Annotated in this window: 29 protein-coding genes, 2 tRNA genes and 1 pseudogene; 12 read left to right on the top strand and 20 right to left on the bottom strand. The window is 65.8% G+C overall.

Annotated features, from left to right (window positions below; genetic code table 11):
* Window positions 1-465: 465 nt before the first annotated feature.
* Window positions 466-538: transfer RNA gene (locus tag ACFWY5_RS39125), tRNA-Arg, on the bottom strand.
* Between the two features lie 940 nt (window positions 539-1,478).
* Between ACFWY5_RS39125 and ACFWY5_RS39120 the strand changes: the two genes are divergently transcribed.
* Complete coding sequence (locus ACFWY5_RS39120) at window positions 1,479-2,582, top strand: D-alanyl-D-alanine carboxypeptidase family protein (protein WP_379637794.1); 1,104 nt, start codon at window positions 1,479-1,481, stop codon at window positions 2,580-2,582.
* On the opposite strand, the gene mscL is transcribed toward ACFWY5_RS39120, so the two are convergent.
* Genes mscL through ACFWY5_RS39105 form a run of 3 tightly spaced genes read right to left on the bottom strand, consistent with a single transcriptional unit; the run spans window position 2,579 to window position 4,340 of the window.
* Complete coding sequence (mscL, locus tag ACFWY5_RS39115) at window positions 2,579-2,977, bottom strand: large conductance mechanosensitive channel protein MscL (RefSeq protein ID WP_379637793.1); 399 nt, start codon at window positions 2,975-2,977, stop codon at window positions 2,579-2,581. The genes ACFWY5_RS39120 and mscL overlap by 4 nt on opposite strands.
* A 23-nt stretch (window positions 2,978-3,000) precedes the next feature.
* Window positions 3,001-3,543 (bottom strand): SAF domain-containing protein, encoded by a 543-nt coding sequence (locus ACFWY5_RS39110; protein ID WP_379622258.1) that lies wholly within the window; start codon window positions 3,541-3,543, stop codon window positions 3,001-3,003.
* The gene (locus tag ACFWY5_RS39105; protein WP_379637791.1) at window positions 3,540-4,340 is read right to left on the bottom strand and encodes an S-methyl-5'-thioadenosine phosphorylase; all 801 of its coding nucleotides are present in this window, start codon (window positions 4,338-4,340) and stop codon (window positions 3,540-3,542) included. Before ACFWY5_RS39105 ends, ACFWY5_RS39110 begins: the two co-directional genes overlap by 4 nt.
* A gap of 129 nt (window positions 4,341-4,469) precedes the next feature.
* Between ACFWY5_RS39105 and ACFWY5_RS39100 the strand changes: the two genes are divergently transcribed.
* Window positions 4,470-6,437: an MFS transporter gene (locus ACFWY5_RS39100; protein WP_379637790.1), complete on the top strand. Its 1,968-nt coding sequence runs from the start codon at window positions 4,470-4,472 to the stop codon at window positions 6,435-6,437.
* On the opposite strand, the gene ACFWY5_RS39095 is transcribed toward ACFWY5_RS39100, so the two are convergent.
* From ACFWY5_RS39095 to ACFWY5_RS39085, 3 genes are all read right to left on the bottom strand, one after another.
* A complete protein-coding gene (locus ACFWY5_RS39095; protein WP_379637789.1) occupies window positions 6,438-6,734 on the bottom strand; it encodes an FmdB family zinc ribbon protein in 297 nt (98 codons plus the stop codon).
* 66 nt (window positions 6,735-6,800) lie between these two features.
* Complete coding sequence (locus tag ACFWY5_RS39090; protein WP_379622266.1) at window positions 6,801-8,306, bottom strand: potassium/proton antiporter; 1,506 nt, start codon at window positions 8,304-8,306, stop codon at window positions 6,801-6,803.
* 22 nt (window positions 8,307-8,328) lie between these two features.
* The gene (locus ACFWY5_RS39085; RefSeq protein ID WP_379637788.1) at window positions 8,329-8,898 is read right to left on the bottom strand and encodes a 5-formyltetrahydrofolate cyclo-ligase; all 570 of its coding nucleotides are present in this window, start codon (window positions 8,896-8,898) and stop codon (window positions 8,329-8,331) included.
* 24 nt (window positions 8,899-8,922) lie between these two features.
* Here ACFWY5_RS39085 and galU point away from each other — a divergent pair, with 24 nt between their 5' ends.
* The 8 genes from galU (at window position 8,923) to ACFWY5_RS39045 (ending at window position 13,841) form a co-directional block, all read left to right on the top strand.
* Window positions 8,923-9,825 carry a UTP--glucose-1-phosphate uridylyltransferase GalU gene (galU, locus tag ACFWY5_RS39080; RefSeq protein ID WP_379622268.1) on the top strand — a complete coding sequence of 301 codons (903 nt, stop codon included), beginning with the start codon at window positions 8,923-8,925 and terminating at the stop codon, window positions 9,823-9,825.
* A complete protein-coding gene (gene glp / locus ACFWY5_RS39075) occupies window positions 9,812-10,999 on the top strand; it encodes a gephyrin-like molybdotransferase Glp (RefSeq protein WP_379637787.1) in 1,188 nt (395 codons plus the stop codon). The genes galU and glp overlap by 14 nt, the downstream gene beginning before the upstream one ends.
* Entirely contained in the window at window positions 10,996-11,463 is a 468-nt protein-coding gene (gene moaC / locus ACFWY5_RS39070; RefSeq protein WP_379622270.1) for a cyclic pyranopterin monophosphate synthase MoaC, read from the top strand. The genes glp and moaC overlap by 4 nt, the downstream gene beginning before the upstream one ends.
* Window positions 11,460-11,936 carry a molybdenum cofactor biosynthesis protein B gene (locus tag ACFWY5_RS39065; RefSeq protein WP_379637786.1) on the top strand — a complete coding sequence of 159 codons (477 nt, stop codon included), beginning with the start codon at window positions 11,460-11,462 and terminating at the stop codon, window positions 11,934-11,936. The genes moaC and ACFWY5_RS39065 overlap by 4 nt, the downstream gene beginning before the upstream one ends.
* A gap of 40 nt (window positions 11,937-11,976) precedes the next feature.
* Entirely contained in the window at window positions 11,977-12,621 is a 645-nt protein-coding gene (locus ACFWY5_RS39060; protein WP_379622274.1) for a GNAT family N-acetyltransferase, read from the top strand.
* A 136-nt stretch (window positions 12,622-12,757) separates the two neighbouring features.
* A complete protein-coding gene (locus ACFWY5_RS39055; protein WP_379622276.1) occupies window positions 12,758-13,360 on the top strand; it encodes a hypothetical protein in 603 nt (200 codons plus the stop codon).
* A 49-nt stretch (window positions 13,361-13,409) separates the two neighbouring features.
* Window positions 13,410-13,483: transfer RNA gene (locus tag ACFWY5_RS39050), tRNA-Ala, on the top strand.
* A 58-nt stretch (window positions 13,484-13,541) separates the two neighbouring features.
* Complete coding sequence (locus ACFWY5_RS39045) at window positions 13,542-13,841, top strand: hypothetical protein (RefSeq protein WP_379637785.1); 300 nt, start codon at window positions 13,542-13,544, stop codon at window positions 13,839-13,841.
* 261 nt (window positions 13,842-14,102) lie between these two features.
* On the opposite strand, the pseudogene ACFWY5_RS39040 reads toward ACFWY5_RS39045, so the two are convergent.
* The 7 genes and pseudogenes from ACFWY5_RS39040 to ACFWY5_RS39010 all read right to left on the bottom strand — a co-directional run.
* Window positions 14,103-15,044, bottom strand: a pseudogene (locus ACFWY5_RS39040) (recombinase family protein); the annotation flags it as partial.
* Between the two features lie 62 nt (window positions 15,045-15,106).
* Window positions 15,107-15,433 carry a helix-turn-helix domain-containing protein gene (locus tag ACFWY5_RS39035; protein ID WP_379637784.1) on the bottom strand — a complete coding sequence of 109 codons (327 nt, stop codon included), beginning with the start codon at window positions 15,431-15,433 and terminating at the stop codon, window positions 15,107-15,109.
* 335 nt (window positions 15,434-15,768) lie between these two features.
* Entirely contained in the window at window positions 15,769-17,397 is a 1,629-nt protein-coding gene (locus ACFWY5_RS39030) for a cell division protein FtsK (protein ID WP_379637783.1), read from the bottom strand.
* A gap of 154 nt (window positions 17,398-17,551) precedes the next feature.
* On the bottom strand, window positions 17,552-17,893 hold the full coding sequence (locus ACFWY5_RS39025) for a hypothetical protein (RefSeq protein WP_379637782.1): 342 nt from the start codon (window positions 17,891-17,893) through the stop codon (window positions 17,552-17,554).
* A gap of 19 nt (window positions 17,894-17,912) precedes the next feature.
* The gene (locus ACFWY5_RS39020) at window positions 17,913-18,101 is read right to left on the bottom strand and encodes a hypothetical protein (RefSeq protein ID WP_379637781.1); all 189 of its coding nucleotides are present in this window, start codon (window positions 18,099-18,101) and stop codon (window positions 17,913-17,915) included.
* A gap of 164 nt (window positions 18,102-18,265) precedes the next feature.
* Entirely contained in the window at window positions 18,266-18,478 is a 213-nt protein-coding gene (locus tag ACFWY5_RS39015) for a hypothetical protein (RefSeq protein WP_379637780.1), read from the bottom strand.
* A gap of 7 nt (window positions 18,479-18,485) precedes the next feature.
* Entirely contained in the window at window positions 18,486-18,836 is a 351-nt protein-coding gene (locus ACFWY5_RS39010) for a hypothetical protein (protein ID WP_379637779.1), read from the bottom strand.
* A gap of 169 nt (window positions 18,837-19,005) precedes the next feature.
* Between ACFWY5_RS39010 and ACFWY5_RS39005 the strand changes: the two genes are divergently transcribed.
* Window positions 19,006-19,761 carry a GntR family transcriptional regulator gene (locus tag ACFWY5_RS39005; protein ID WP_379637817.1) on the top strand — a complete coding sequence of 252 codons (756 nt, stop codon included), beginning with the start codon at window positions 19,006-19,008 and terminating at the stop codon, window positions 19,759-19,761.
* A gap of 228 nt (window positions 19,762-19,989) precedes the next feature.
* On the opposite strand, the gene ACFWY5_RS39000 is transcribed toward ACFWY5_RS39005, so the two are convergent.
* The 4 genes from ACFWY5_RS39000 to ACFWY5_RS38985 form a co-directional block, all read right to left on the bottom strand.
* Complete coding sequence (locus tag ACFWY5_RS39000; RefSeq protein ID WP_379637778.1) at window positions 19,990-20,253, bottom strand: hypothetical protein; 264 nt, start codon at window positions 20,251-20,253, stop codon at window positions 19,990-19,992.
* Between the two features lie 53 nt (window positions 20,254-20,306).
* On the bottom strand, window positions 20,307-20,603 hold the full coding sequence (locus ACFWY5_RS38995; RefSeq protein ID WP_379637777.1) for a hypothetical protein: 297 nt from the start codon (window positions 20,601-20,603) through the stop codon (window positions 20,307-20,309).
* Window positions 20,596-21,111, bottom strand: coding sequence for an ATP-binding protein (locus ACFWY5_RS38990; RefSeq protein ID WP_379637776.1), 516 nt, complete (start codon window positions 21,109-21,111; stop codon window positions 20,596-20,598). Before ACFWY5_RS38990 ends, ACFWY5_RS38995 begins: the two co-directional genes overlap by 8 nt.
* 108 nt (window positions 21,112-21,219) lie before the next feature.
* On the bottom strand, window positions 21,220-22,428 hold the full coding sequence (locus tag ACFWY5_RS38985; RefSeq protein ID WP_379637775.1) for a helix-turn-helix domain-containing protein: 1,209 nt from the start codon (window positions 22,426-22,428) through the stop codon (window positions 21,220-21,222).
* A 124-nt stretch (window positions 22,429-22,552) separates the two neighbouring features.
* Here ACFWY5_RS38985 and ACFWY5_RS38980 point away from each other — a divergent pair, with 124 nt between their 5' ends.
* The gene (locus tag ACFWY5_RS38980) at window positions 22,553-23,275 is read left to right on the top strand and encodes an HAD family hydrolase (RefSeq protein ID WP_379637774.1); all 723 of its coding nucleotides are present in this window, start codon (window positions 22,553-22,555) and stop codon (window positions 23,273-23,275) included.
* 11 nt (window positions 23,276-23,286) lie between these two features.
* Here ACFWY5_RS38980 and cutA read toward each other — a convergent pair whose 3' ends face one another.
* Window positions 23,287-23,556 carry a divalent cation tolerance protein CutA gene (gene cutA / locus ACFWY5_RS38975; protein ID WP_379637773.1) on the bottom strand — a complete coding sequence of 90 codons (270 nt, stop codon included), beginning with the start codon at window positions 23,554-23,556 and terminating at the stop codon, window positions 23,287-23,289.
* 529 nt (window positions 23,557-24,085) lie between these two features.
* Entirely contained in the window at window positions 24,086-26,014 is a 1,929-nt protein-coding gene (locus tag ACFWY5_RS38970; protein WP_379637772.1) for a hypothetical protein, read from the bottom strand.
* Window positions 26,015-26,371: the final 357 nt, after the last annotated feature.

Below are 26,371 nucleotides of genomic sequence, written 5' to 3'. Positions count from 1 at the left end.
CTGAGCATCAGGCCAAGATCGACGCGCTCAGTCGCTCGGTCGCCGAGATCGACACCCGTCGGACGCGTCTCGTCCGCACCTTGGAAATGACCGATGACCCTACCGGCACCCTTGTCCATGACGTTCAGACCCGGGCCGCCGAACTCGCTGAGGAGCGGGCAGCCAAGCAGCGAGAACTCCACGACCTCGAACTGACCCGACCGACGCGAAGCGAACCGGCGTTGCTCGATGAGATCCCAGTCGGAGCGATCGACCTGTCCTTGATGCCGGAGGCCATCATGCGACGCCTGTTCGACGCGTTCCGGCTGGAGATCTACTACGACAAACCGACCAACACCGCGACGTGCAAGGTAGCGATCACCAGCGACACCTTGGCTGCGATACAGCACGCTGCAGGCGTTGCTCTCGCGGACGGAGGGAACAACAAAGAGGCACCACCCCCGATGGAGATGCCCATGTGCGATGTGCCCCCGGCAGGATTCGAACCTGCGGCACCCGCTTTAGGAGAGCGGTGCTCTATCCCCTGAGCTACGGAGGCGGACGCGACAAGCCTAGCGAAGTCTGGGAGCGCGTGGGTCGCCCGGCCGAGGGTGAGTTGCCGGGGCGGGCGGAGTCAGTACTCCGGTGGGGTGGGGTAAAGGGATCGCCAGCGATCCCCTGGCCGATCATGGCGCATGGATAGCGTCGGGCGGGTGACGAACAGGGGACGTAAACAGAGGCCAACTGTGCTGGTGGCCGCGTTGCTCGCGCCGGCGATTCTCGCTGGAGGGCTGATGGTGGGGGAGGGCGTCGGATACGACGGGGAGCGTATCGCCGTGGACGGGGTGCCGCCGGGGGTGGGGTTGGCGTTTGAGCCGGTCTATGTGCCTGCGCCGGCTCGGGCGGATCTGGTCTACGAGGGGAGTTTGCCTGCGCCTCGCAAGCAGGAGGAGGTGAGGGTGCGGGTGGTGGATGTGCCTGCGGTGCCTCCTGCCGGGGAATCGGTGGTGCGGCGGGAGGCGCCGGCGCCGGTCCGGGGGGAGCGGGAGCGAGAGCAGGGGAGTGGGTGTCCGGGGGAGTGGGAGGAGACCTGGCTCTGGGAGTTGTGCCGGGAGCGGGAGCGGGCTCCTGCCTGACGGATCGACGGTGCGATTCTGCCCGACGAGCTGGCCGCGCTTGCCCGCCTGACCAACTGATGGCGCGGTTCCGGCCTGGCGGACTGACCGTGTGGTTCCGGCCTGACGAACGAACGGGCTGGCGGTGTGCCTGTGAAGGCTCCGGGTGGAGAGTGTGGGGGTGGGCAGGGGGCTCCAGGTTTGGTAGATGGGGGCGGTGGTTGGGTCAAGCGGGTTGAGGGCTGGGTGGACGGCTAGTGAACTGTGAGGGGCGGGGTGGGGATGCGGGTTAAAAACCCTAAACGGGATATAGCGGCTCTCCGGAGTTGGGTCCGGGCACTCGGGGGGCTGTAGTAACGTGCGTGCCTGACCAAGGTAACGAGTGTGCAAACGGAGGAGTCGAGCGTGCCAACTCCTCGATCAGCGGGTCTGATCGCGGTCGTCGTGGCGATGGCTTCACTGTTCGCACCCCCGGTTCGTGCCGAGGCTCCAACCAACGTTCCCCCTGCCGCCGCTGTAGTGGATCCTGGCAGTCTTACGGAGCTTCGCAAGGAAGCCGAGAAGTCGGCCAAGGAGCTTGAGGACGCCACCAAGGCGCTGGAGCAGCGGCGATCGAAGGTCGCTGCCCAGGAGAAGGAGCTCAAGACCAAGCTTCGCGCCCTTGATGAGGCCGAGAGCCGGCTGGCGGAGATTCGTAAGCCGGTCTCGCGGCTGGCCGAGCTGTTCTATCAGCAGCCCATCGGTGGCGATGGGATCATCCCGTTCCTGTCGGGGGACGCCGGGGTCGGGACGCTCCGGGCCATGAGCGATGCCAGTCAGATCGTCGCCGTCCGGCAACTGGCTGTTGAGCAGACCAGCCGCCTCTACAAGGAGACGGAACGGCTGGCGGCCGAGGCTCAGGAACTGCGGGCCGGGAACCTGCTGGCCGAGGCGCAGATGGCGGCGGAGATCGACACCCTGCGGCTGCGGTCGGACAAGATCGTGAAGTCGCTGACCGCGGCGCTGGTGAAGATGGGCATCAAGATTGACAAGGTGGGGCGGGCAGCCCTGGCCTGTAATCCGTTGCGGATCACGGCGGCCGACGCCTATCCGAACGGGCTCATTCCGCGGACGTTGCTCTGCCCGCTGCAGCAGCGCGGGCACATGTTGCGGGCGGACGCGGCCATCGCGTTCGTCAGCCTCAACGAGGCCTATCGCAAGCAGTTCGGGCGCCAGATCTGCGTGACCGACGCCTATCGCAGTCTCTCCGAGCAGCAGTCCGTCTACTATCGGCGGCCGGGGTTCGCGGCGGTGCCGGGGCGGAGTAATCACGGGTTCGGACTGGCGGTCGACCTGTGCGGAGGGGTGGAGCGCTTCCGGTCGGCCGAGTTCAACTGGCTGGAGAAGAACGGCAAGCGATACGGGTGGTTCCACCCCGACTGGGCTTACAGCAGTCCGTTCGAGCCCTGGCACTGGGAGTACGATCCCAAGATCGACTCGCTCACCTAGGCAGGGGTGAGCTCCGAGGTGCAGGCCGGGCAGCGCGTGGCGGCCTTCGGGATCTCCGTGAGGCACTGCGGGCACTCGTGGTGCGTCGCCTCCTCGCCGGCGGCCAGGCGGTCCTTGTACGAGGTGTACGGCCGGACGATCAGGAAGTAGACGACCCCGGCGACCAGCAGGAACGAGATCAGCGCGTTGACGAAGTTGCCGTAGTTGAAGCTGGACTGCCCGATCGTGAACTTCAGCGAGGAGAAGTCGGGCATGCCGCCGAAGGCGGAGATCAGCGGGGTCAGCAGGTCGGCCACGAACGAGTTGACGATGGCGGTGAAGGCCGCGCCGATGACGACCGCGACGGCCAGATCGATCACGTTCCCCTGCATGAGGAACTTCTTGAATCCACTCATGCGCAGAGATCGTAGTCTAATGATTACACAGGGTGAGGCTTAAGGATAACGGAGAGCCGCCCGCCCGACTGGGCCGCGGCGAGCTGGGCGGCCTGTGTCGTCGTGGTGGCCAGTACGAGGAGGGCGCCCTGGTCGTCTTCTGTCCTGGGGGTCGAAAGGACCGTGACGTCGTCGGCCACGAGCTGGGCGGACTGGCTCTCCCATGCCGCCAGTACGCCGATCGTCGAGCCGGGTTTGACGAGCTTGGCGGCGTCCGGGTCGGCGATGCGGACGGGTGCGGCCACCAGGCCGGGCGCCAGCCGTACCGGATGGAGGAGGCGGACGTCCGTGAGGGGCTCGCCGCGGCGCATCGGCGCGGCGAGCACGCCACCAGCGGGCGGCGCGCGCAGGGCGCCGTCGGGGGGTGCGTTGAGCGGGGCGAGGCGCAGATCGCCTGGGCGCAGCGTGCCGGGGGTCAGGTCGCGGGCGGCCACGACCACGGGGGTGCCGGGCTCGGGGAGTACGGCCAGCAGGGCGGCGAGGGTCGCGGTGGCGGCCAGGACGGCCGCGATCAGGCGGCGTTTCATGGCAGGTCGAAGGGGAGCTTGATGCCGTCGAGGGTGGAGCCGCAGGGGCAGGTGCGCTCCTCGGGCAGGGCCTTGACCGTGTCGGCCACCAGCGTGCGCATGCGGGCGACGTTCTGCGCGAAGAAGGCCAGAACCTCGTCGTGGGTGACGCCCTCGCCCGTCTCCACGCCGGCGTCCAGGTCGGTGACCAGCGACAGCGAGGTGTAGCAGAGGGCGAGCTCTCTGGCCAGGATGGATTCGGGGAAGCCGGTCATGCCGACGATCGTCCAGCCGTTGGCGGCGAACCACTGCGACTCGGCGCGTGAGGAGAAACGCGGGCCCTCGATGACGACGAGCGTGCCGCCGTCGACGGTGCTCCACTCGCCGGCGCGGGCGGAGGACACCGCCACCGCGCGGCCGGACGGGCAGTAGGGGTCGGCGAAGGAGACGTGCACGGCCCCGCCCATGTCGTAATACGTCTGCACGCGGCCAGAGGTCCGGTCGACGATCTGGTCGGGGACCACGATCGTGCCGGGGCCGTGCTCGGCCTTCAGCGAGCCGACGGCGCTCGGCGCGAGGACCTGGCGCACCCCCAGCGCGCGCAGCGCCCAGAGGTTGGCGCGGTACGGGATGCGGTGGGGCGGGAAGCGGTGGTCACGCCCGTGCCTGGGGATGAACGCGACCGATCGCGAGCCGATGCGGCCGACGGTGACGACGTCGCTGGGTGGCCCGTAGGGGGTGGTGAGGGTGATCTCCTCCGCGTCGTCGAGCAGGGAGTAGAAGCCGGAACCGCCGATGACGCCGATGTCTGCACGCATGCCGCAGAGATTAGCGGGCGGGGTTGGGGGGTGGGTGGGGCAGAGCGGCGTTCTGTGGACAGTGGGGTGGCTGTGGATAGAGGAGACTCCGAAAAGTAGTCGAAAGACTACGCACAGTACGATCGGGATATGCGGCAAAAGGGGCTGGGCCTCATCATCATCGCGCTCATGCTGGGCATGCTGCTGGCGGCGCTCGACCAGACGATCGTGTCCACCGCGCTGCCGACGATCGTGAGCGACCTCGGCGGGCTGGAGCAACTGTCGTGGGTGGTCACGGGGTACCTGCTGGCCAGCACGGTCTCCACGCCGCTGTGGGGCAAGCTCGGGGATCAGTACGGCCGCAGAGGGCTGTTCATCGGGGCGATCGTCATCTTCCTCATCGGATCGGCGCTCTGCGGGCTCAGTCAGAACATGGGCCAGCTCATCCTGTTCCGCTCCATTCAGGGCCTCGGCGGCGGCGGGCTCATGGTGCTGGCCCAGGCGATCGTGGGCGACGTCGTGCCGGCCCGCGAGCGCGGCAGGTACCAGGGCTTCTTCGGGGCGGTCTTCGCCGTCTCCAGCATCGTCGGCCCCCTGCTCGGCGGCCTGTTCGTGGACCACCTGTCCTGGCACTGGGTCTTCTACATCAACCTGCCGGTCGGCGCGGTGGCGCTGTTCGTGATCATCGCGGTCCTGCCCGGCCACGAGAGCAGGACCAGACACAAGATCGACTACGCGGGCGTGGTGACGATCGGCGGCGCCACCAGCTGCCTGGTCCTGATCGCCACGTGGGCGGGCACCACGTACGCGTGGGCGAGTCCGCAGATTGTAGGACTCGGCCTCGCCGCCGTCGCGCTCCTCATAGCGGCATATTTCGCGGAACGGCGGGCGGCCGAGCCCATCATGCCCCTCAAGCTGTTCAAGCTCAGAGCGTTCTCGATGACGTCGATCGTGGGCTTCGTGGTGGGGTTCGGCATGTTCGGCGCCCTCACCTACCTGCCGCTCTACCTGCAGACGGTCCATGGCGTCAGCGCCACGTTGTCCGGCGTCCATCTGCTCCCGATGATGGCCGGCATGCTGACCATGTCCATCGTCAGCGGCCAGATCATCTCCCGCACCGGCAAGTACCGATTTTTCCCGATCGCGGGCACCTTCATCGCCACCATCGGCATGTTCATGCTCTCCCGCCTGACGGAGACGAGCAGCACTCTGGTCATGAGCATCGACCTGCTCGTCCTGGGCGTCGGCCTGGGCATGACCATGCAGGTCCTGGTCATCGTGGTACAGAACGCCGTCGACTTCGAGGACCTCGGCGTGGCCACCTCGGGCGCCACGTTCTTCCGCTCGATCGGCGGTTCCTTCGGCGTCGCCACGCTGGGCGCGGTCTTCACCGGCAGGCTCAACGCCGACATGGCGGAACTGGTGGCCAGAACCCCTGTACCGCCCGGCGTAGACCCCGCGAACATCCAGAAGGACCCCACACTCATCCAGAAGCTCCCGGAGCCCCTGGCTCAGGACTTTCTCCACGTCTACGCCGACGCGATCGCCACCGTCTTCCTGGTGGGCACGCCCATCCTGTTCGTCGCGTTCCTGCTGTCCTGGTTCATCCCGGAACAGCGCCTGCGCGAGACCACCAAGGCCATGGACTACGGCGAGGGCCTGGGCGCGACCTCCGCCGAGCGCTCCTCCCTCGCGGAGGTGGAAAGAGGTCTGGTACGGCTGGCCGACGCCGACCTGCGCAAGGACTACTACGTACGCCTCGGCCAGCTCGCGGGCCTGTCCGGCCTGCCTCCCCAGAGCGTGTGGGTCATCGCCAGGCTGGGCGGGAAAGGCTGGGTCAAGGCCGCCGACCTGGCGGAACGGGCCAACGTCAGCAGGCAGGAGGGCCGGCCGTACGTGGACAGGCTCACCGAGCGCGGACTCGTCACGCGCTCGCCCGACGGCGACTCGCTACGGCTGACCGAGCAGGGCGACGCGGCAGCCGAGCGGCTCCTTGAGCAGGCCAAGGCCGGGCTGGGCAGACTGGTGGCGGATTGGGGGCCGAGTCCGCAGCTGCTGCGGCTGTGCGAGCGGATCGCGCCCGAACTGCTCGGCGCGGACGCCGACCGGCCGGGCTGATCAGCTGGAGGCCGCGGCGGGGGTGGAGGACTTCTCCGACGACGAAGACGAGGTCGTCGATGGTGTGGCGGTCTTCTCCGGGGTGGAGGACGCGGGCGTCGTGGTGGCGCTCGTGGACGACGAACGGTTGTCGGTCTTGTAGAAGCCCGACCCCTTGAACACGATCGCCGCTGCCGAGAACACCTTGCGCAGTTTGCCCTCACAGCTTGGGCAGACGGTCAGCGCGTCATCGGAGAACTTCTGAACGACCTCGAGAGGCTGCCCGCAGTCGTTGCAGACGTACTGGTACGTGGGCACGCATTCCTCCTCTGGGTTGGCACTCGACCGTGGCGACTGCTAATGCTAACCGATGGGGTCAAACTTTCATTCCAGGCCCCGCTCGCCGTACCACCCGGCCAGCTTGCCGCGGCGGCTGACCGCCCGCAGCCGCAGCTCGACCTGTTCGCGGCAACTCGCGGTGGTCACGACGAGCAACTGGTCTTCCGCCCTGATCCGGGTGGTCGTGGCCGGAACGAACGATCTGCCCTCGCGCACGATCAGCGTGACGTTGGCCCCGGCGGGCAGCCGTAGCTCGAAGATCTCCACGCCGTGCAGCAGGGAGCCCGGCGGCACCTTGACCTGCAGAAGGTCGGCGTTGAGCTCCTCCAGCGGGGCCGCCTCCACCTCCAGGTCGTGCACCTCGCCCGGCGCGCTCACGCCCAGAAGCCTGGCCACGAACGGCAGCGTGGGCCCCTGCAGCAGCGTGAACACCATCACGATGACGAACACCTGGTTGAAGATGTCCTCCGACCCCTTGACCTCGGCCGCCCAAGGGATGGTCGCGAGCACGATCGGCACCGCCCCGCGCAGTCCCGCCCAGGACAGGAAGGCCTGTTCGCGCAGACCGGTCCTGCCCATGCGCGCCATCCGGGCCAGAAGCGCCGAGACCATGACCGAGATCGGCCTGGCCAGCAGCACCAGGACCGTTCCCGCGATGAGGCCGGGGATCACCGCCTTGGGCATCTCGCCGGGGCTGGCCAGCAGCCCGAGCATGACGAACAGAAGGATCTGCGCCAGCCACGCGGCGCCCTCCGCGAAGCCCCTGGTGGCGGCCCTGTGGGGGAGCCGGGCGTTGCCGAGGATCAGCGCCGTCAGGTAGACGGCCAAAAACCCGGAACCATGCAGGTGTACGGCACCGCCGTACGCCAAGAAGGTGAGGGAGAGGACCGCGAGCGGATAGAGGCCGGAGGCGGCCAGCGCGACGTGGCGCAGCGCCAAGGCCCCGAGCGGGCCGACGGCCAGTGCCACGACGGCGCCGATGAGCAGTTCCGCGCCGGTTTTCAGGACGAACTCGCCGAGGCCGGGGATGGGGTCGGCGACGCTGCTCAGCAGGACGACCGCGATGACGGTGGGGGCGTCGTTGAAGCCGGACTCGGCCTCCAGGATGCCCGCCAGGCGCGGTGGCAGGGGCAGGCGGCGCAGGACGGAGAAGACGGCGGCGGCGTCGGTGGAGGCCAGGACGGCGCCGAGGATCAGCGCGGCCCGCCACTCGTAGCCGAGCAGGCCGGCGACGGCGAGCGCGACGACCAGGATGCTCACGGCCACGCCCACCGTGGCCAGGATCAGCGCGAGGGGCACGGCCCGGCGAACGTGGTTCCAGTTGGTGGTCAGGCCACCTTCGGCCAGGATCACCGCCAGCGCCGTGAGGCCGATGTGCTTGGCCAGGTTCGGGTCGTCGAACTGGATGCCGAAGCCGCTCTCGCCCAGCAACAGCCCGAAGCCGAGGAACAGAAGCAGGCTCGGCAGCCCGCTGCGGTGGGCGATGCGGACGGAGGCGATGGCGGCGATGAAGACCGCGCCACCAAGAAGGAGCCAGAACTCGACGGTCACCTGGCCCCCTCTCTCTTTGTAGTCACATAAGCCTAGTGAGTCCCGTAGGAGTCACCGCATAACGGACCCGCTCGTCGTGGGCCTCGGCGGGGACGCCGTCGATCAGCTCGCCGTCGTGCAGCAAGGCGACCACGGGGACGTTCGGGCCGACCCTGGCCAGGGCCCGGTCGTAGGAGCCGCCGCCGCGCCCGAGCCGGACGCCGGTGCGGGCGTCGACGGCGAGGGCCGGGACGATCACCAGTGCGGCGGTACGGATCGCGTTCACGCCGCGCCGGGTGTCGATGGGCTCCATGATCCCGGATCGTCCAGGTGCGAGGGTATCTGGCCCGTCGTATACCGCCCAGTCCAGATCGTCATCATCTTTGTGCACAGGCAAGATCACTGTGGCCCCGTGTTTCCACAGGGCGAAGACAAGCCCGTGCGTCTCCGGCTCGCTTCCGATAGACCAGTAGCACGCCACCAGCCCCGCCATCTGGACCCACGGCTGATCAAGGAGGGTTTCCCGGATGCTTGTCGCGTTTGCCCTGCGTTGCTCGGGGGAGAGCGAGGTACGCGCCTCGATCAGCTCCCGGCGCAGCTTCATCTTGTCCACAGGTACCTCCACTAGGGTCTACTCATGGCTGACTTCGACCCTGTGACGAAAGCCGTCGTGCCCGCCGCGGGTCTGGGCACCCGGTTCCTCCCGGCGACCAAGGCGACACCCAAAGAGATGCTGCCCATCGTCGACAAGCCCGCGATCCAGTATGTCGTCGAGGAGGCCGCCTCCGCCGGGCTCCTCGACGTCCTCATGGTCACGGGGAAGAACAAGCGGTCGATAGAAGATCACTTCGACCGCGCCTTCGAACTGGAGGAGGTGCTCGAAGCCAAGGGCGACGAGCACAAGCTGTCCCAGGTCCGCGAACCCGCCGCGCTGGCGACCCTGCACTACGTACGGCAGGGCCAGCCGAAGGGGCTCGGCCACGCCGTGCTCTGCGCCAAGCAGCACGTCGGCGACCACCCCTTCGCCTGCCTGCTGGGCGACGACCTGATCGACTACCGCGACGAGCTGCTCAAACGCATGATCGAAGTGCGCGGCACCTACGGCGGCAGCGTGATCGCGCTCATGGAGGTCCCCAAGGAGCAGGTCTCCCTGTACGGCGTCGCCACCATCCAGGCCACCGGCGAGGACGACGTGGTCAGGGTGACCGACCTGGTCGAGAAGCCCCCGGTCGAGGAGGCGCCGTCCAACTGGGCGATCATCGGCCGCTACGTCATCGACCCGGCCGTCTTCGAGGTGCTGGAGAACACCCCGCCGGGCCGCGGCGGCGAGATCCAGCTGACCGACGCCCTGCGCACGCTGGCCGGGCGGTCGAGCTCGGAGGGCGGGCCGGTGCACGGCGTGCTGTTCCGCGGGCGCCGCTACGACACCGGCGACAAGCTCGACTATCTGCGCACCGTGGTGAAGTTCGCCGCCGACCGCCCCGACCTGGCCCCCGAGTTCGTTCCGTGGTTGCGGGAGTTCCTTCGTGAAATCGGTTGACGCGCACCTGGCCGAGATCCTGGCCACGGTGCGTACGCTGGCGCCGCTCGAGCTCGAGCTCGAGCGGTCGCTGGGCACCACGCTGGCCGAGGAGGTCGGCTCCCCGGTGCCGTTGCCGCCGTTCGACAACTCGGCCATGGACGGCTATGCCGTACGCGCCGCCGACCTCGCGGCGATTCCCGTCACGTTGCCGGTGATCGACGACGTGGCGGCCGGATCCGACGAGCTGCGCGCCGTCGGGCCCGGTCACGCGGTACGCATCATGACCGGTGCGCCCGTTCCGGCCGGCGCCGACACCGTCGTCCCGGTGGAGTGGACCGACGGCGGCACCGTCACGGTCACGATCAACCAGGCCGCGCCCCTGGGCAACGCCATCCGCCGGGCGGGTGAGGACGTGCGGGCGGGCGAGGTCGTGCTCCGCCCCGGCACGGTGATCGGCCCCGCCCAGCTCGGCATCGTGGCCGGCGTCGGCCGCCGCCGGGTGTGGGTGCGCCCGCGCCCGCGCGTGGTCGTGCTCTCCACCGGCGCCGAACTGGTCGAACCCGGACTCCCGCTCGGCCCCGGCCAGATCTGGGACTCCAACAGCTTCACCCTCACCGCCGCCGTCCGTGAGAGCGGCGGCGACGGCTACCGCGCCGCGACCGTGGGCGACGACCCGGCCACGTTCCTGGAGCAGCTCGACGCCCAGCTCGTGCGGGCCGACGCCATCATCACCAGCGGCGGCGTCTCGATGGGCGCCTACGAGCCGGTCAAGGAGGCGCTCGCGCCGCTCGGCACGGTTCGCTTCGAGAAGGTCGCGATGCAGCCGGGCATGCCGCAGGGCTTCGGCGTGGTCGGCGAGGACCAGGTGCCGATCTTCGCGCTGCCCGGCAATCCGGTCTCGTCCTTCGTCTCCTTCATGTTGTTCGTACGGCCGGCGCTGCGGAAGATGCGCGGACTGCCCGCCGGAGTACCGGAGACGTTGACGGCCCATGTCGCCGGGCCGCTGCGCTCGCCCCTGGGCCGGCGTTCCTACCTGCGCGGCGTGCTGTCGGACGACGGCGTCGTGACCCCGGTACGCGGCCAGGGTTCCCATCAGCTCGCGGCGCTGGCCTCGGCCAACGCCCTCATCTTGGTGCCCGAGGACGTCACCGACGTACCGGCGGGCGCTTCTGTGCAGGTGATCAGACTGTGAGCTTCACCCATCTCGACGAGTCCGGCGCCGCCCGCATGGTCGACGTCTCCGCCAAGGACGTCGGCGCGCGCACCGCCACCGCGACCGGCCGCGTCCTGCTGTCGGAGGAGGCCGTGGCGCTGCTGCGCTCCGGCGAGGTGCCGAAGGGCGACGCGCTGGGCGTGGCCAGGATCGCCGGCATCATGGGCGCCAAGCGCACGCCCGACCTCATCCCGCTGTGCCACCCGATCGCGCTGCACGGGGTGAAGGTCACGCTCGACATCGTCGACGAGGGCGTGGACATCACCTGCGTCGTCAAGACGGCCGACCGCACGGGCGTGGAGATGGAGGCGCTCACCGCGGTGTCGGTGGCGGCGCTGGCGCTGATCGACATGGTGAAGGCGGTTGACCCGGCCGCGGTGATCACCGATGTACGGGTGGAGGAGAAGACCGGCGGCAAGACCGGCCATTGGACGCGGCCATGATCCGCGCATTGGTGATCACGGTTTCCAACCGCGCCTCCGCTGGGATTTACGCCGACAAATCCGGACCGCTTCTGGTTTCGCTGCTCGGTGAGGCGGGGTGTGAAGTGGACGGTCCCGTGGTGGTGCCCGACGGCGATCCGGTCGAGGCAGCGCTGCGCGACGGCATCGCGGGCGGATACGAAGTGATCATCACTACCGGCGGCACCGGGCTCACGCCAATGGATCTCACGCCGGAAATGACCGCCCGGGTAATTTCCCGGGAAATTCCGGGTATTGCGGAGGCCGTCCGGCAGGCGAATCGCGAAAAAGTGCCGACCTCGATTCTGTCGCGAGGTCTGGCCGGCCAGGCGGGCGACACCCTCATCGTCAACCTGCCCGGCTCCAGCGGTGGCGTGCGGGACGGCGTGGCCGTACTCGCGCCCATCCTTCAGCACGCGGTCGAGCAGATCCGCGGCGGCGACCACCCGCGCTGATGCGTGGCGACATGACGTCCGATGGGGGGATGATGAGGGTGTGGATCGACTTCGTGGCTGGCCGGCGACTCTGAGCGAAGGGCCAGTGAGTCTGCGGCCGCTGCGGCTGGGAGACGTACGGGTGTGGCGCGAGACCCGCCTGCGCAACGCCGAATGGCTGCGCCCATGGGAGCCGAGCAACCCGGAGACGCCGCTGTTCAGGACCGGTCTCGGCCCGTACGTGTCCATGGTCGGCACGCTGCGCAGGGAAGCCCGGCAGGGCATGGCGCTGCCCTGGGTCATCACCTACCAGGGGCGGTTCGCCGGACAGCTCACCATCGGCGCGATCGTGTGGGGATCCGCCCGTTCCGCGCAGGTCGGCTACTGGGTCGACGGGGCGCTCGCCGGGCGCGGCATCACGCCGACGGCGCTCGCCCTGGCCGTCGACCACTGCTTCTTCACCACCGGACTGCACCGCATCGAAGCCAACATCCGGCCGGAAAATCACGCGAGCAGAAGAGTGGTTGAGAAGCTCGGTTTCAGGGAAGAAGGCATTCGGCGTCGCCAACTCCACATCGACGGAGCCTGGCGCGACCACATCTGCTACGCGTTGACCGTCGAGGACGTTCCCGGCGGTCTACTCGTGCAGTGGCGTCGCGCGCGTGAGTCAGCCGCTCACGGTGGGTCTCCGGTAGAAGAGGTTTGACGATCTCGCGACACACCGCATCGAATGCTCGTCAATTAGTGACACGCGGTCTTACGGTGCGTGACGTGAGCACATCGAAGACGCCAAGAACACACAGGCGTTTTCATGCTGCCCTTATTCGTGTCCGGAGGTGGTCGTGAGCAGCGTCCTCCTCTATCTCGCCATCGTCGTCATGTGGTTGTGCGTCCTTGTCCCGATGTGGCTGCGCAGGGACAAGACCAACCTCGCCGAGCTGGCCGAGCTCGAAGAGGAGTACTACACGGGCGAGCACCAGCTGCCGGACCTGGAGCAGGTGCAGGGCGCCTCGCTGATGGACCAGCCGGACACCGGCGAGTACTCCATCGAGGAACCCGCCGCGCCCGTGGTGGACCCTCGGCAGTTCCGTGCGCGGCGTCGGGCGATCATCGTGGCCCGGCGGCGGCGGTTGCTGTTCTTCACGTCGTTGCTGGTGATCGCCTCGTTGGTGACAGCGGCGGTGCAGATGATGCCGTGGTGGGGGGTTGCTCCTTCTATCGTGGTGATGGCGGCTTATCTTGGGTTCCTGCGCATTGCCGTACAGGTGGATCGGGAACGGCGGCGGCGCGCCGCCCAGTCCCGTGCCGAACGGCGACGGCGGGTGCGCGAGCAGCGGCGGCTGGAGGCCGAGCGGGAAGCCGAGATCATCGAGTTCACGGCACGGCAGCCGGACGTCCTGTTCGACCAGTACGCGGAACCGCCTCGGCGGGCGGTCGGGGACTGAATGTGTGGCGCGAGGACCCCTGGGAGTTTGCTAATCTGGTCGAGTCCTTGGGGATGTAGCGCAGTCCGGTAGCGCACTTCGTTCGCATCGAAGGGGTCAGGGGTTCGAATCCCCTCATCTCCACCCAAGATGTGTTACTCGAACACTCTCCTTCGAGGGCGGTAGCGAGTAGCGCGGAGGTTTGATCAACGGCGGTGTCCTTCGGGACACCGCCGTTTTTGCGTTGGACGTGGAGCAAGGGCGCGAAGGGTGCTGTTGGGGCGTCACTTGCTACGCCGTCGGTGTCGAGGTAGAGGCGTTGGAAGAACGCCTGGTTCAGGAGACGGCGGTTGGCTTCGTCTGCGAGCGCGTACAGGTCGTGTGGGCGTGTGAGGAGGTCGAGAACGGTCTCCAGGGCGGTGCGGCCCATGTCGAGATCGGGCTGTTGTGTGCGGCTGAGTTGTGCTTCCAGTCGGGATCGCTCGTCACGGATGCCGCGTAGGCGCTTGGCGATCTTCTCTTTCGGCCAGTCGGGGTCGCTGACCAGGTCGAGGTAGGTGTCTTCCTGGCGATCGAGGTCGGCCAGGTGTTTCTTGATCTCGCGGGCGAGTGCCTTGCTGGTTACGGCGTTGCCGGCCATGGTCGCGTCGAGGCCGGCGGTGATGCGGTCGCGCAGGCTCGCGGGCAGCGTGATCGTGGCGTAGTGGGCTTCGATGGCCTTCTCGACGTCGAGGACGGGGAGGTACGGCAGGTCGCACATGCGTTGCTGCCGGCCGCGGCACATGAAGTAGAAGTAGACCGTCCCCGTCTTGCTCCTGCCGGGCGAGATGATGAGCCTGGCCTTGCAGCGATGGCACCACAGAGAGCCCTTGAGGTAGTGGTGGTGCTTGCGGGCTCGGGTGCCGGCGCCACGTTGGAGGAACAGGACCTCTTGTACGCGGTGGAAGAGTTCCTCGCTGATCAAGGCTTCGTGTCTGCCGCGGTACTCGATGCCCTGGTGGGTGACGAAGCCCAGGTAGTAGCGGTCTCGGAGCATGTCTCCGACCTTGTGGATGGAGATCAGGGCGCCTGTGGGGTGTCGCTTGGTGGGCTTCATGCGGAAGCCTGCGTCGGTGAGGGCGTCGGCGATGTCCTCGAAGCCGTGCCGTCCGGTGGCGTACAGCTCGAACGCCATTTTGACCAAGGGGGCGCGGTCGGGGTCGAGGGCGATCGTGCGGATCTCCCGGCCTTCATGGCGTTCGCGCACGTTGAGGTATCCGATGGGGGCGCGTCCGATGCTGCCGCCGTTGATGACCTTCTGACCCATCTTGTAGGCGATGTCCGCGCCCTGGGCTTTGGACTGGTACTCGTTCACGGCGTCGATCACGTTGCCGACCAGGTCACCGACCGCGTTGTCCTCGGTGTAGTCCATGACGGAGATGAGGTGCACGCCTGCGGCGCGTAGGTCGCGCTTGGTGATCGCCGAGTCGATGGTGTTGCGGTGCATGCGGGAGCGGGCGTAGACGATGATGCAGTCCACGTCCTTTCGCGCTTTGATCCGCGCCATCATCGTGCGGAACGCGGGGCGGTTGTCGGTGGTGGTGGCGGTGCGGGGTTCCTCGACGTACTCGTCGACGATCTCGATGCCGAGTTCCGCGGCCTTACGGTGGCCTGCGGCGCGTTGGGCGGGGACGGAGTTTCCCTCGGGGTCGTAGTCGGTGTCCATCTGGCCACGTGAGGAGACGCGCAGGTAGAGAAGGCCGCGCTTGGGAGGGGCTGGTTTCGGGGTCATGGCTTTTCTCCCTTCTGGCGGTCGGCGTCGATGATCGCGTGTATCTCGGCGATGGCCTGGTCGGATAGGCCGTACTCGGCACGCAGGAGGGTGTCGAGATCGGCAAGTCCGGTGATGCCCGCACGGGCGAAGACCTCGGAGACCGGAAGGTCGAGGGCACGAGCGAGAGCCGCGAGGTTGGCGGCGGAGGGGCGCTCTACTTCGTCGTTGAGGATGCGGTAGAGGGAGGAGAACGACAGGCCGGTGGCGCGGGCCAGGTGGCGCAGGCTGTGTCCGGCTTGAACGCGGGCGGCTTCGAGGTAGCGGCCCAAGCTCTCGGTCATGCGGTGCTCCGTGGCATGGGTGGATCTCCACCATACGCCTTCTGATCCGATTTTGGAGCAGCCCTGTGTGGCTGGGTTTCGAGGTCCTCGATGATCGCGGCGAGTGCTTGCGTCAGGAGATCGATGTCGATGCTTCGGCGTTGCCGGCCGTGAACGCGGATGCGTGCCAGGGCTCACCACCTCCTCAGGTTCGGGCCAAGGGCGGTCCTTTCGTCTTGTTGCGATCTGTGGTCGAAACTACGGATTGTGATTGTCCGCCGTTTGTCCGTCCGTGCGTCTGTCGCGCTTATCTACGCGCAGACGCGCGGACGGACGTGGACGGCGGACGTGGATGATTACTGAGCGTGCTTCTCGGGAGTGGCTCGCCAGAACCCTCGGCTGACCTGTTCGGCTTGCTGCGTTCGGGCCAGGTCCTGGAGTCGCTGATAGACCCAGGTACGGCGCATCCGTGTCGCGCGCATCAGATCGTTGATCCGGACGCCTTCTGGGGGAGCTTGCCGGAGGGCGACTACGAGGACCTTCTCGGCTTCCCGAGGAGGGGGCGGTGCGTCTTCTGTGATGGGCATCTCGGCCGCGCGTTCGAGGGCTTGAGCGGAGACGGCATCGAGGGAGGGGCGGTGGGCGGAATGGCGCTCGGCGGTGGCGTGCACCCCGTGGTCGTCGAGGAGATAGGTGCGGGCTCGGCGGGGGATGTCGTGGTCGGGTGAGGAGATCAGGAACTTGCCGGGGGCGTCGAGCTTGTGGGCGTGCCATCCGGTCTTGACCATGCCCTGTCCGAGGATCAGGTCCGCGTCTCGGGCTTCGCGAACTCGGAAGCACACCCGGATGTCCATCTGTGAGCGGACCGCGCTCTTGCCCATGGCGTCCTTGGACGGGCGTTGCGTGGCGGCCACGAGTTGCACGGCGACGGCGCGTCCCCGGCGTGCGATCGAGTCGGCATGGTCAATCGCTTGAGGCGCCTCGCCGGCCAGCTCGGCGTACTCGTCGATGATGATCACGAGTGCCGGACGGGCGGGGGAGGGGTCCCAGACGCGTTTGCCCCGTTGGGCGAGATCGTCGGCGCGTCCGTCCAGAACGATCACCGCATCCCGCAGGAGCGCTTCTGCCTCCTGCGGGGTCGTCGCCAACCGATCGATGCATGAGGCCCACGGTTGGAGTTCCATGCCGCGCTTGAGGTCGATGCCCCACAGAATCACGTCAGGGCAGGCCGTCAGCTCTCCGAGCAGGACGTTCACGCCTCCGGACTTGCCGGCTCCCGACACTCCGCCAAACAGGCCGTGTCGCCGTAACAGAGGGACTCGGACGGGTGCGCCGTCTTCGAAGAGTCCCAGCTTGGCGGGTTGGGTGATGGAGGTGATCGATGGGCCTGGCCAGGTGATGGCGTTGGCGTGTGGGTCGGTTTCGATCACGCGTACGTCGGCGCGGTTGGCCTTCTTGCTGGCAACGGGCTGCACGCGGACCCCGCCGCGGGTGGAGCCGAGCGCGGATTCGAGGCGGGGTACGGCGGCGACGGCGTCTTCCACGGTCTGCCCGAGTCCGAGCCCGAGACGGAAGCGGTAGCCCCACAGGTCCACGATTGCGGACTGTACGCGGGAGCCTGCCAGACCTGCGGCTTGGGCGATGTCGGGCCATGCGGCCAAGGTGCGTTCGACGCGTACACGGGCACGGCGCCGTCGATGTGCCCACCAGGGCACGGCCAGCACCACGCATCCGATCGCGAGCACGAGCGGCAACGGCTTGATGAACGGCCCGTGGGCGGTGGCGGCGGTGAGCCATCCGCCGGCGAACGCCGTGGCGGTGGCGGCGTAGGCCCGTTCGATTGGGCGAGTGAGGTTGACCCATCGGCCTGCGTAGAGCAGCAGGCCCGCTACGAGTGTCGTGATCCCCGCGACGGTAGGCCACCAAAGCCGATAGGAGCCGTGCAGGATCGTCCCTGCCCCGATGAGCAGCGCGAGCATCGTCACGGCGCCAGTTCGGAGCGGTAGCGCCACAGCAGCCGGCCCACGCTGGTGATGAGCAGGGGCGCGATGTCGAGGTCATCGGTGATGGAGGCGACGGGTTGGATGCCGTATCGCCGCATACGGCGAGCGTTTCTGCGTAGCTGATAGCGGCGGTGGCTCATTTGGCCTCACCCGCCCCGCGCGGAAGGGACTGGTGGGCGAGTTCGTCTCGGAGGTACCACAGCGGGTCGTGTTCGCCCTCACGATGGGCGGCAAGCGTTGCCTCTGCTGCGGCGATCAGGTTGGCGCGCTCGTAGCGGACGCCGTCCAGTTCGGTGCGAAGCCGGCCGAGGCCGTCGGCCAGTGTGCGTGCGTCGCTGAGGGCGGTGGTCAGGTGCTCCCAGATGGGCGCGTTGGTGGGGTTGGCTCGCGCGAGCGTACTCACGAGGTGGACGGCGGTGTGGTTGCGGGAGAGAACCTCCTGAAGATCAGCGTGCGGATAGGGGTGTCTGTGGGTCATAGGCGATCGCCTCCTTGGGTCATCGGTTGGTGGCCAGGTCCAGCAGGCCAGTGAGTACGTGGCGGATGTCGGGAGCCAGCGCGGTTGCGGCCAGCAGGAACCCGAACAGCGTGCAGACGATGGCCTGCCACAGGCGTAGCCCGAGATACCGCAGGGCGATGAACACGGCTACGCCCATGAGCAGGACCAGCGGAACGGATACCGACACGGCGCATCACCTCCTTTCCTGGTCGAGACGGGTTCAGATGCTGTCGTGATGGGCCTTGCGCCGTCGCCAGCGGTAGCGGGCGCGGCACTTCACGCACGAGCGGTTTCCGGGGAGTACGGCAGCGCCGCACGGGCATTCGCCAACGAGCGATCGGGGGAGGGGCTTCAAGGGCATTCACCTCCTCTCCGGGCGGACGGTACGGAGGTGTAGGCGCCGACCAGACGTCGTGTGATCCGCTCGGCGTGACTCGCCTGTGCGCTGTCGAGGCAGCGACGACCGTCCTCGGCGCGGATGGCGATCACCACGATCAGGAACAGCACGAACGTGGCGACGGCCAGAACCAGGGCGGCGAGGACGATTAAGAGAGGGATGTCCATGTACGGCTCACGCCCCCGAGCCGTTGTGGAGGCGGAAGTTGGAGCGGTAGGACTGGTGGGCGTCGTAGGCGTCCTCGGCCTCCTGCTCGATGGCCACGATCGAGTACTCGACGCTGCCGAGCACGAGGGTGGCGAAGTGCTGGCCGGAGCGCCTGCGCACCGGAAGGCCGTGGAGCGCCGCGACCCGCTCGACCTCGGCGATCGCCTCGGCGTCGGTGTCGGAGATCGGGTTGAAGCTGAGGCTGACGACGCCGTACTGCGAGACGGGCAACGCGGGGTGTTCTTCCAGATACCTGGCGAACTGGCGTAGATCCGCGATGAGCTGAGCGCGGTGTGCCGTGTTCTGAGTGTCGTTCATGGGGATCAGCTCCCTTCGCGAGCGGAGCGCGGACCCGATTAGGCCAACGTAGTACGTTGAACGTTTACAACTGTACGGCTAACGTAGTACGTTGTGTCAACGGGTTCAGGGACCCAAACCGCAGAATTTCTCCGGGGCGCCGCGAAGCCCCAGGTAGGAGCCACTCGTGATGGAGATCAAAGCGCCGGTCTCCCGGTGGAAGCAGGTCGCCGAATACCTCCGGGAACGCATCCTCGATGGCACCTTCCCCGCCGGACAGGCTCTCCCATCCGAACAGCAGCTAGCCGAAGAGTTCGGCCTCTCCCGCCCGACGATCCGTAACGCCATCAACGAGCTGAAGGCCGCGGGCCTGGTCGAGGTACAGCGCCCGAAGGGGACATTCGTCCGCTCGCTCTCCGCGCGTCCGGCCCGAGTCGACCACCGCGGCCTCACCCGAACAGCCGCAGGCGGATACGAAGACAGCGATCAAGCTGCCTGGCGAGAAGTGGATTCGCCGTCTCACCTGCGCATCAACGCCGCACTTCCCCAGGCCGAACTCCTCGCCATCCCTCCAGGGGAACCGATGCTCGTGCGGATGGCGCTGGAGAGAGCCGAAGGGGTGACGCGCATGCGCCGGCTCAGCGTGCCGTTCAGCGTCGCTCAGGACACCCCATGGGCCGACGACCCCGCCCTTCCAGCTCCCTCAGAGGTCTACGGCCACTTCGACCAGCATGGCCGTCTGAGCTGGCAAGAGTACGTGCGGGCACGCATGCCGCTCCCGGATGAGGCGGAGTCGTTGAAGGCCATGCCAGGAACGCCGGTCCTTCACATCACCCGCGTCGCGATCCTGGACAAGCGACCGGTCGCAATGGAAGAGGTGGTGGTGTGTGGGGACGCGCTAGAGGCCGTTTACACCATCACCGCGTCGAAACCGCGGAGTCGATGACGCGTCCCTGGATCAGTGGTGGAGTGGGCTGCTCGTCGCATTGCCGCAGGCGAGCGTATGCGCACGCTCTGAGATACATGCCATACAGAGTCCGGGCCTCGGATACGTCCAGGCCGAAGTAGTCGAGAAACTCGACTCTGGTCATGCTCGCTGATTCACGGGTGTGCGCCCAGGCGAGTGCTTCAAGCTGGTCGGCAACTCGTTGGGCGGTTCTGATGCTTCGATGACTCATCTGGCCCTGCTCTGCGGCTTGGTGCGGGCCAGGGCGTACTGTCGAGCGACGCGTCGAGCGGCTCTTGGCGGGTCGATGGCCGGATGCCAGGCGTAGACGGCGCAGTGGAATCTGTCGTTCCACGCAGTGCGCCACCAGAAGCGATGGCCGTTGCACCACACGACCAGACCGGTGTCGATGAAGGCGAGCGCCAAGCCGTAGCCGGCATGCACTTCGGCGGTGATCCCCTCGCGCTCCAGGGCCTGTAGGAGCGCCTTCACTGCCAGTATCTCGGTAGCGTTTCCCACGGGGCTATTCACGGCAACGCCCCTGCTCAGGCCGCACACTCGTCGTCAACCGACCGACGCGCGGCGATCTCGGCGAGGGCCTGTGCGATCAGCGCCGCAGTCTGGGGCGTCACCCGCCCCAGCTCGACGAACCCGGTGCCGAACTCGTTGACGTCCGCTCGCAGGTACGGCATAGCGTCCGGAGAGCCGATGGCCGTGAGCGCCTCCTTGACGCTGGCCACGGAATGCTGTGCTCGCGCCCACTCACGGACGTAGCCGACTCCCTCTTCCAGCAGAAAGGCCGGATCTCCCTCTGCCCAGCGCGCCTCAGAAAGCTCACCCATGAGAACCGCCCCTTTCCGTCGTCAGATCGGAGCGGGAGAAGGGAGCGTCGCTGCGGAGGTCGATCTCGCACCACACGGCTTTGCTGGCATCGGTAACCCGCACGCCGTACCGGTCGGCCAAGCCGTGGACGAGCTGCATGCCGTACCCGAACGTGGCCAGTTCCTCGGGCACGCGCAGGACCGGAAGGTTGCGCGCGTCGGGGTCGCGTACCTCGATGCGCAGGGTACGCGCCGCATAGATGACCAGGAGCCGTACCGGTAAGGCTTCGTCGCTCCATCCGATGGCGTGGCGGACCGCGTTGCTGACCAATTCGGCGGTGATCAATGCCGCGGGTTCAACAAGGTCTGGAAGGCGCCAGAGGAGGAGCAGATCCGACATGCAGTGCCGCGCCGTACGCGATGACTCGGAGGTGAGCGGCAGCAGATAGGCGCGCGTCCGATAGTCGTCCGGTAGTTGCGAGAACGGCAGTACCTCACGGTCGCCGACGACCCTGAACTTGTGTCCCATCTGGTGCTTCACCTCCCTTCCCTTCACCCGGTGTCGAGTGCACTCGACACTAAGTGGGGGTGGAGGCGGTTACCCGCGCTGTGAGCGCGGGTTAGCAGGTAGCGCGGGTCATTCGAGGAGGCCGACGCGGCGGGCGAGAGCGCGTACCTGAGGCTGGAACGTGGGGCGAGCGCGCTTCAGCAGAGACCGCACGAGATCGCGGGCAAGGGTGTTGTACCGCAAGTCCTCCGGTCCGCTGGCCTCGGCGTTCATCAGATGCAGGATCACCGCCGCATCCTCTTGCCGCTGGTCATAGCAACGCGCGACTTCCAGCGCGAACGTCATCCGGCGTTCCAGCGAAGGGGAGCGGTTCACGTCGAGCTGGTCGGCGATGTACAGCGCTTCGGCAACCTCGCCGGCCTCCATCTCGACACTCACCAGATGAAGCCCGACGTTCAACGACCCAAACACCGTCCAGAAGACGTTGCCCTCACCGGCCTCACGAGCGGCCTCGGTCGCCGGCCCTTGAATACGTTCCCTCGCGGTCCAATGGTCATGGCGGCGACCAGATGCAATAGCGGCCACCAGCCACAACGCGCCCTCAAGGGCTGCCTGATCGGGTTGGCGCTCGGGAACCTCGCGGCGTAGGTCTTCGATGGAGCGAATCGCTACGTCCTCGGCTCCTTCAGGCTCGCCCTGGGACAGGAGAATCTGGCCCAGGTTCCACTTGGCAGCAGCGATCCTCAGCGGGTCATCCGCGTTCTCCGAGGCCGTCACGGCACGGTCGGCCACCATGAGCGAGAGGTCTGTCCGTCCGACGCGTTTCGTGAAGGTCCTGAGCAGGAAGTACAGGTCAGCCGAGACCTGGTACGCCTCTCTCCGTGAGGTGGCGTCGGTCGACGTGCGGAGTGCGCGCACGGCGCCCTGGACATCGCGAGTGAGGTCCGGGATGAGCGTGCTCACCTCGGTGAAGCGGTTCGTGGAGCCCTGCCACAGACCCCATGCGCTCTCGACCCGCGCTCGCAGCGCGGGCAGGTCCGGGCTGGCATCCGGAGGGGCTTCGTAGGCGGTCAGTACGCGTTGCAGTTGGCCGGCGACCGGGTGAAGCACACTGTCACCGTCCAAGGACGGCTCACCGATCAGCACCGCCACGGGAACGTCCAGCACTCGGGCTAGTTGGTGAAGCAGGGCGATAGTCGGCGTGCGGAGCCCGCGCTCGATCTGGCTCAGGTAGTTCTCGCTCATGCCGGCTAGGCCGGCGACCACGGCTTGGGTCTTGTTGCGTGCCGTGCGATAGAAGCGAATCCGCTCACCGATAGGGATCTCCGCCGAACCCACGGGGCCTCCTGCACATCCGTCGTCACCAGCGTGCCCGCGAACCACCGCTCTCCACCGTAGGCCGGAATGCCGAATCTCGTGAGAGTCTTGGCATGCGCAATCTCGTCAGGGGAAGGGCGGATCTGTGACCACTCACCGGCTCGTGCTCTGGGACATCGATCACACCCTGATCGAGACGGGGGGAGTCGGGCGCGAGGTGTTCGCCGCGGCCTTCGAGCAGACAACCGGCGTCCCCATGAAGGACATGGCCGACCCCAGCGGCCGAACCGAACTGGTCATCTTCGGCGAAACCCTCGACCTGCACGAGATCCCACGCTCGGACGAGTACTTCCAACGCTTCATCGAACTCCAGGCCCGCGGGTACGAGGAGCGGGCGCATGAGATGCGGCTACGAGGGCGCGTGCTGCCCGGTGCGGTGACCGCCCTTCAATCGGTGGGTCGGCTGCCAGGAGTTGCCCAATCGGTCCTCACGGGGAACACCAGACTCTCAGCAAAGGCCAAGCTTCGCATCTTCGAGCTGCACCATCTCGTCGATCTTGAGATCGGGAGCTATGGCGAGGACGATCCGGTCCGGGCCAAGCTGGTGCGCATCGCGCAGGAGCGGGCCGAACGCAAGCTTGGCCGCAGGTTCACGAGCGAGACGACGATTCTGATCGGGGATACGCCGCAAGACGTGACCGCAGGGCACGAAGGCGGAGCCCATGTGATCGCTGTTGCCTCAGGGAAAAGCACAGCGACAGATTTAAAAGATGCCGGCGCCGAAACTGTCATGCCAGATCTGACTGATGGCATGGCGCTGGCTAAGGCGATCGAAGTCCGCGGCACCTCGGCTGGCCACGTTGACTGAGTGACCTGGACCTACTCAGCATCTCCACCGAGAACCGGAACCACGACAAACTCCGATGCGGAGACGACCTCCCGCACCGCACTCACCTGAGCAGTGGTTGTCTGCAAGACGAGTTGCCATTGCTGCGCCTCCACCATGGCGCTGCCTTGCATGAAGATCGACACAATCGGCCCAGCGACCTGGACACTTGTCGCTAGCTGGTCACTGATGAGGCTGTGAGCGAGCGCGTAGGCGTCTTCACGACTTTCGGCCGTGGTGAGGATCTGGACATGGTCCGCCATCAGCCATCCTGCCGGTTGGTTGGGAGATCTCTGCTGATGTGATGCTACGCCGCGTCGGCTTCACGAGCCTGCTGATTGATCAACATGATGCCCAGATCGTCAGTGCCACCATCCGTTCTCAAGGTCTTCGGCGAGCTTCTTCAGCTTGCCCTTGCCCTTGCGATTGGGGCAGTTGCGGCGTACATAGTTGCCCTCGCACGGCGTGACGATCGTCGCCACAGCACCCTGATAATCCCGAGTTCGGGCCTGCCGTGGCCACGGCACAGAAGGCCGTGGCCAATCTGCGAGAAGACCGCCTGATCTACACCGAGCCGGGGCTGGGGTCCTTCGTGGCCGAACGCGGCGAGAAAGAACCCGAACGGCAGTAGTTATCAGGGAGGCCCAGCTTCGATGCTCGGGGCGGCCTATTCGCGATTTCGGGATGTGTACTCTGCCGCAATACTCATGCTGCGTGATGAAGACGCGGCGGTAGTCCGGGGGCTGGCACACTGCCACAGTGGTCAGTTCGTTTGCCCTGCTTGACCTAGGGTTAGTCCAGACCTTGTGAGTTTCGGTTAGACTTGGCTCGATTTATCGCACTGATAAGCTTCTCAAGCTTCGTTTTATCTTTCGGGGAAATTTCATGATGGTGTGCAAGGCTCCGAAAGAGAGTCTCATCGAACGTAGCCACTTCCTTAGATGTGATGATCTCGCTCAAAGCTGTTTCAGCCGTGCTAGAGTGGCAGCTTGCCAGAAGATATTGAAGAATCATATGCTCGATAGCGGCACTCGCGGTGAGACGGTCCTTTCTAATGTTCATAAGTGTGTCGTGGGCTTCCAAGATCTTCCCTTGACCCCACCTAACTGCTGCTAGATTTATGCGATCACTCTCTATGTTTGATTGTGCAAACCATTCTGCAGACTTATCTAGCGCCCCGCCGTGACAGAGGTTGAGAATTCCCGCAAACGAAGCAATGCCAGCTTTCGTGGCCCGCGTCGAACGGGCTAGCTTGGCATGCAGCACGTCAGCACTATCTAGCCGATTGGCGACCAGGCTCAGATGAAGTGTGGATGCGGTGAGACTTGTATCCTTCTCGAATTTCGAGGCGTGCTTCACTAGCATCTCCCAAGCGGCATTCGAATCATGATCGAGGTGCCAGATGCAATATGCCTTTGTGAGGACGGCCCAGAGAATATTCTGATCCATTTGTAGCGATGCCTCCGCAAGGCTCCTTGCCTCCCTGATCAATTCTGGTTTATATTGAAGTAGAAACCATGAATATTTAGCGGCGATCAATGGCAAGAATTCTCCGGCCATTGCTTTGCGAAAGGCCTCGTGAGCGCGCTTAATGTCGCCCTCGAATAGTAGCAACGATTCGGCCAGAACTGTGAACGTCTCACGTCGCCGATTAGGTTCTGGGTCCGTCAGGGCAATATCAAATAGACGTCTCGCTTCTTCGGGATTGTCGCCCATTTCCCAGAGTAGCCAGCCCATGTTTCGAGCCGCTAGATGGTTCCCTGAATCGAGGTCCAAGGCTTTTTGGAAGGCGGCACGGGCTGACTCTTGTCGCCCGTGATGATTCTCGTAAGCACCAAAGTTATTCCAAAGCTGAGAATCTTTGGGACGAAGCTTCAGCTGTTCCTGAAAGTATTTTGGGGATGGGGAGTAGCTAACGGAGGTGGCGCTCCTTATCTGTATCGATGCAGGCGATCCGTCGGGGAGTGTTCCTCTGTTTATCTTAATTCCAAATCTGTTAAACATCTCTTGAACATCGGGAGGAATGAAGTCGCCCGTTTGTTCGATGAGAAAGGCCTCGGATGCTCCGTGTCCAGAAGCGAAGATGCTGGCTGAATTACAGCCCTGACTCACTGTGTGAGTGCGTCCTGCAATCTTCTTATTCAATGAGGCAAGTCTGCCCCTTAGAAGCTCCGGCTCTATATCGGCACGCAGGCTTCTCTCAAGTGTCTTACGTTCATCCTTTCTGATCGTATATGCGTCGCCCGCTGCGAAGAGGGTGGGCTTGCTGGGTCTTGTTACGCTGAGTTGTAGAGTGCTAGCAGGAACTGTTTGATCAGCAAGGAATATCCCTCTCAGGTTTTGAAAGTTCGACATTATAGCGACCACGGTCTGAGAACCTTGAATGGCACCTATGACAAATGTTATGCGTCTGAACCGCCAAAGCGCCTTCGGTACTTTCTCAAGCTCCGCAGTAGCATCATGAAGTGTTGCAATAAGCATGTCCAGACTCGCCTTTTGAGGGAGCCCTGCGGTCTTCTCGGCGAGCCAGACGCCAACCGGGGTTTTATCGAAATTGGCAATCCCTGTGAATCCAATAATTGCTTGGATGGTTGGTCGCTGAATGGTAACCAATTTGTGGGCATTGTAGGTCAGTGGTTTGCCGTTCCTTCCGTCCGTTAGTTTGAAGTCGCAGGTCATGTGGAGTTGATGTTCTGATGCGAGCGCTAGAACGAGAGTCATCCGCTAAGCCTAAGGCCTTGTGCTTGCCTGGGAGAGGAGAATTGGGAGATGGGGTGCTTTGTGGAGCCATGTCTGTCATCGGCCATATGATGGATCTTCAGTACCGTACGTCTGGATATCCCCGTAATGATCACGCGGATATTGTGACCTGCTGTACGGCATGGGCACGTTGGTAAAGCTGCCCGGCTGTGAAGCTAGCGAGGGTGGGTTTGGTTGGACTCGATCATGTCCCGCAACTTCGTCACCACGGGCGGAGTGTTCGAGTAAGCGGTGATTAGGTCCACCCAGGGCCGTTCTTGAAACGGCCGGACTGAAGTTGACGAATCCCGTCTGATCTTGACGATCGGGCGGGATTTC

The organism is Nonomuraea sp. NPDC059007, assembly GCF_042740555.1.
Lineage (GTDB): Bacteria > Actinomycetota > Actinomycetes > Streptosporangiales > Streptosporangiaceae > Nonomuraea.
The sequence above is the reverse complement of the archived record's forward strand: the minus strand, read 5'-3'. Positions and strand labels throughout refer to the sequence as shown.

Bases quoted from the DNA above. Each gene is read 5' to 3' on its own strand.
- mscL (WP_379637793.1), bottom strand. From the start codon at position 2,977: ATGAGTGGATTCAAGAAGTTCCTCATGCAGGGGAACGTGATCGATCTG.
- ACFWY5_RS39110 (WP_379622258.1), bottom strand. From the start codon at position 3,543: ATGAAACGCCGCCTGATCGCGGCCGTCCTGGCCGCCACCGCGACCCTC.
- ACFWY5_RS39105 (WP_379637791.1), bottom strand. From the start codon at position 4,340: ATGCGTGCAGACATCGGCGTCATCGGCGGTTCCGGCTTCTACTCCCTG.
- ACFWY5_RS39100 (WP_379637790.1), top strand. From the start codon at position 4,470: ATGCGGCAAAAGGGGCTGGGCCTCATCATCATCGCGCTCATGCTGGGC.
- galU (WP_379622268.1), top strand. From the start codon at position 8,923: ATGGCTGACTTCGACCCTGTGACGAAAGCCGTCGTGCCCGCCGCGGGT.
- ACFWY5_RS39065 (WP_379637786.1), top strand. From the start codon at position 11,460: ATGATCCGCGCATTGGTGATCACGGTTTCCAACCGCGCCTCCGCTGGG.
- ACFWY5_RS39035 (WP_379637784.1), bottom strand. From the start codon at position 15,433: ATGACCGAGAGCTTGGGCCGCTACCTCGAAGCCGCCCGCGTTCAAGCC.
- ACFWY5_RS39025 (WP_379637782.1), bottom strand. From the start codon at position 17,893: ATGACCCACAGACACCCCTATCCGCACGCTGATCTTCAGGAGGTTCTC.
- ACFWY5_RS39015 (WP_379637780.1), bottom strand. From the start codon at position 18,478: ATGGACATCCCTCTCTTAATCGTCCTCGCCGCCCTGGTTCTGGCCGTC.
- ACFWY5_RS39010 (WP_379637779.1), bottom strand. From the start codon at position 18,836: ATGAACGACACTCAGAACACGGCACACCGCGCTCAGCTCATCGCGGAT.
- ACFWY5_RS39005 (WP_379637817.1), top strand. From the start codon at position 19,006: ATGGAGATCAAAGCGCCGGTCTCCCGGTGGAAGCAGGTCGCCGAATAC.
- ACFWY5_RS38995 (WP_379637777.1), bottom strand. From the start codon at position 20,603: ATGGGTGAGCTTTCTGAGGCGCGCTGGGCAGAGGGAGATCCGGCCTTT.
- ACFWY5_RS38990 (WP_379637776.1), bottom strand. From the start codon at position 21,111: ATGGGACACAAGTTCAGGGTCGTCGGCGACCGTGAGGTACTGCCGTTC.
- cutA (WP_379637773.1), bottom strand. From the start codon at position 23,556: ATGGCGGACCATGTCCAGATCCTCACCACGGCCGAAAGTCGTGAAGAC.
- ACFWY5_RS38970 (WP_379637772.1), bottom strand. From the start codon at position 26,014: ATGACTCTCGTTCTAGCGCTCGCATCAGAACATCAACTCCACATGACC.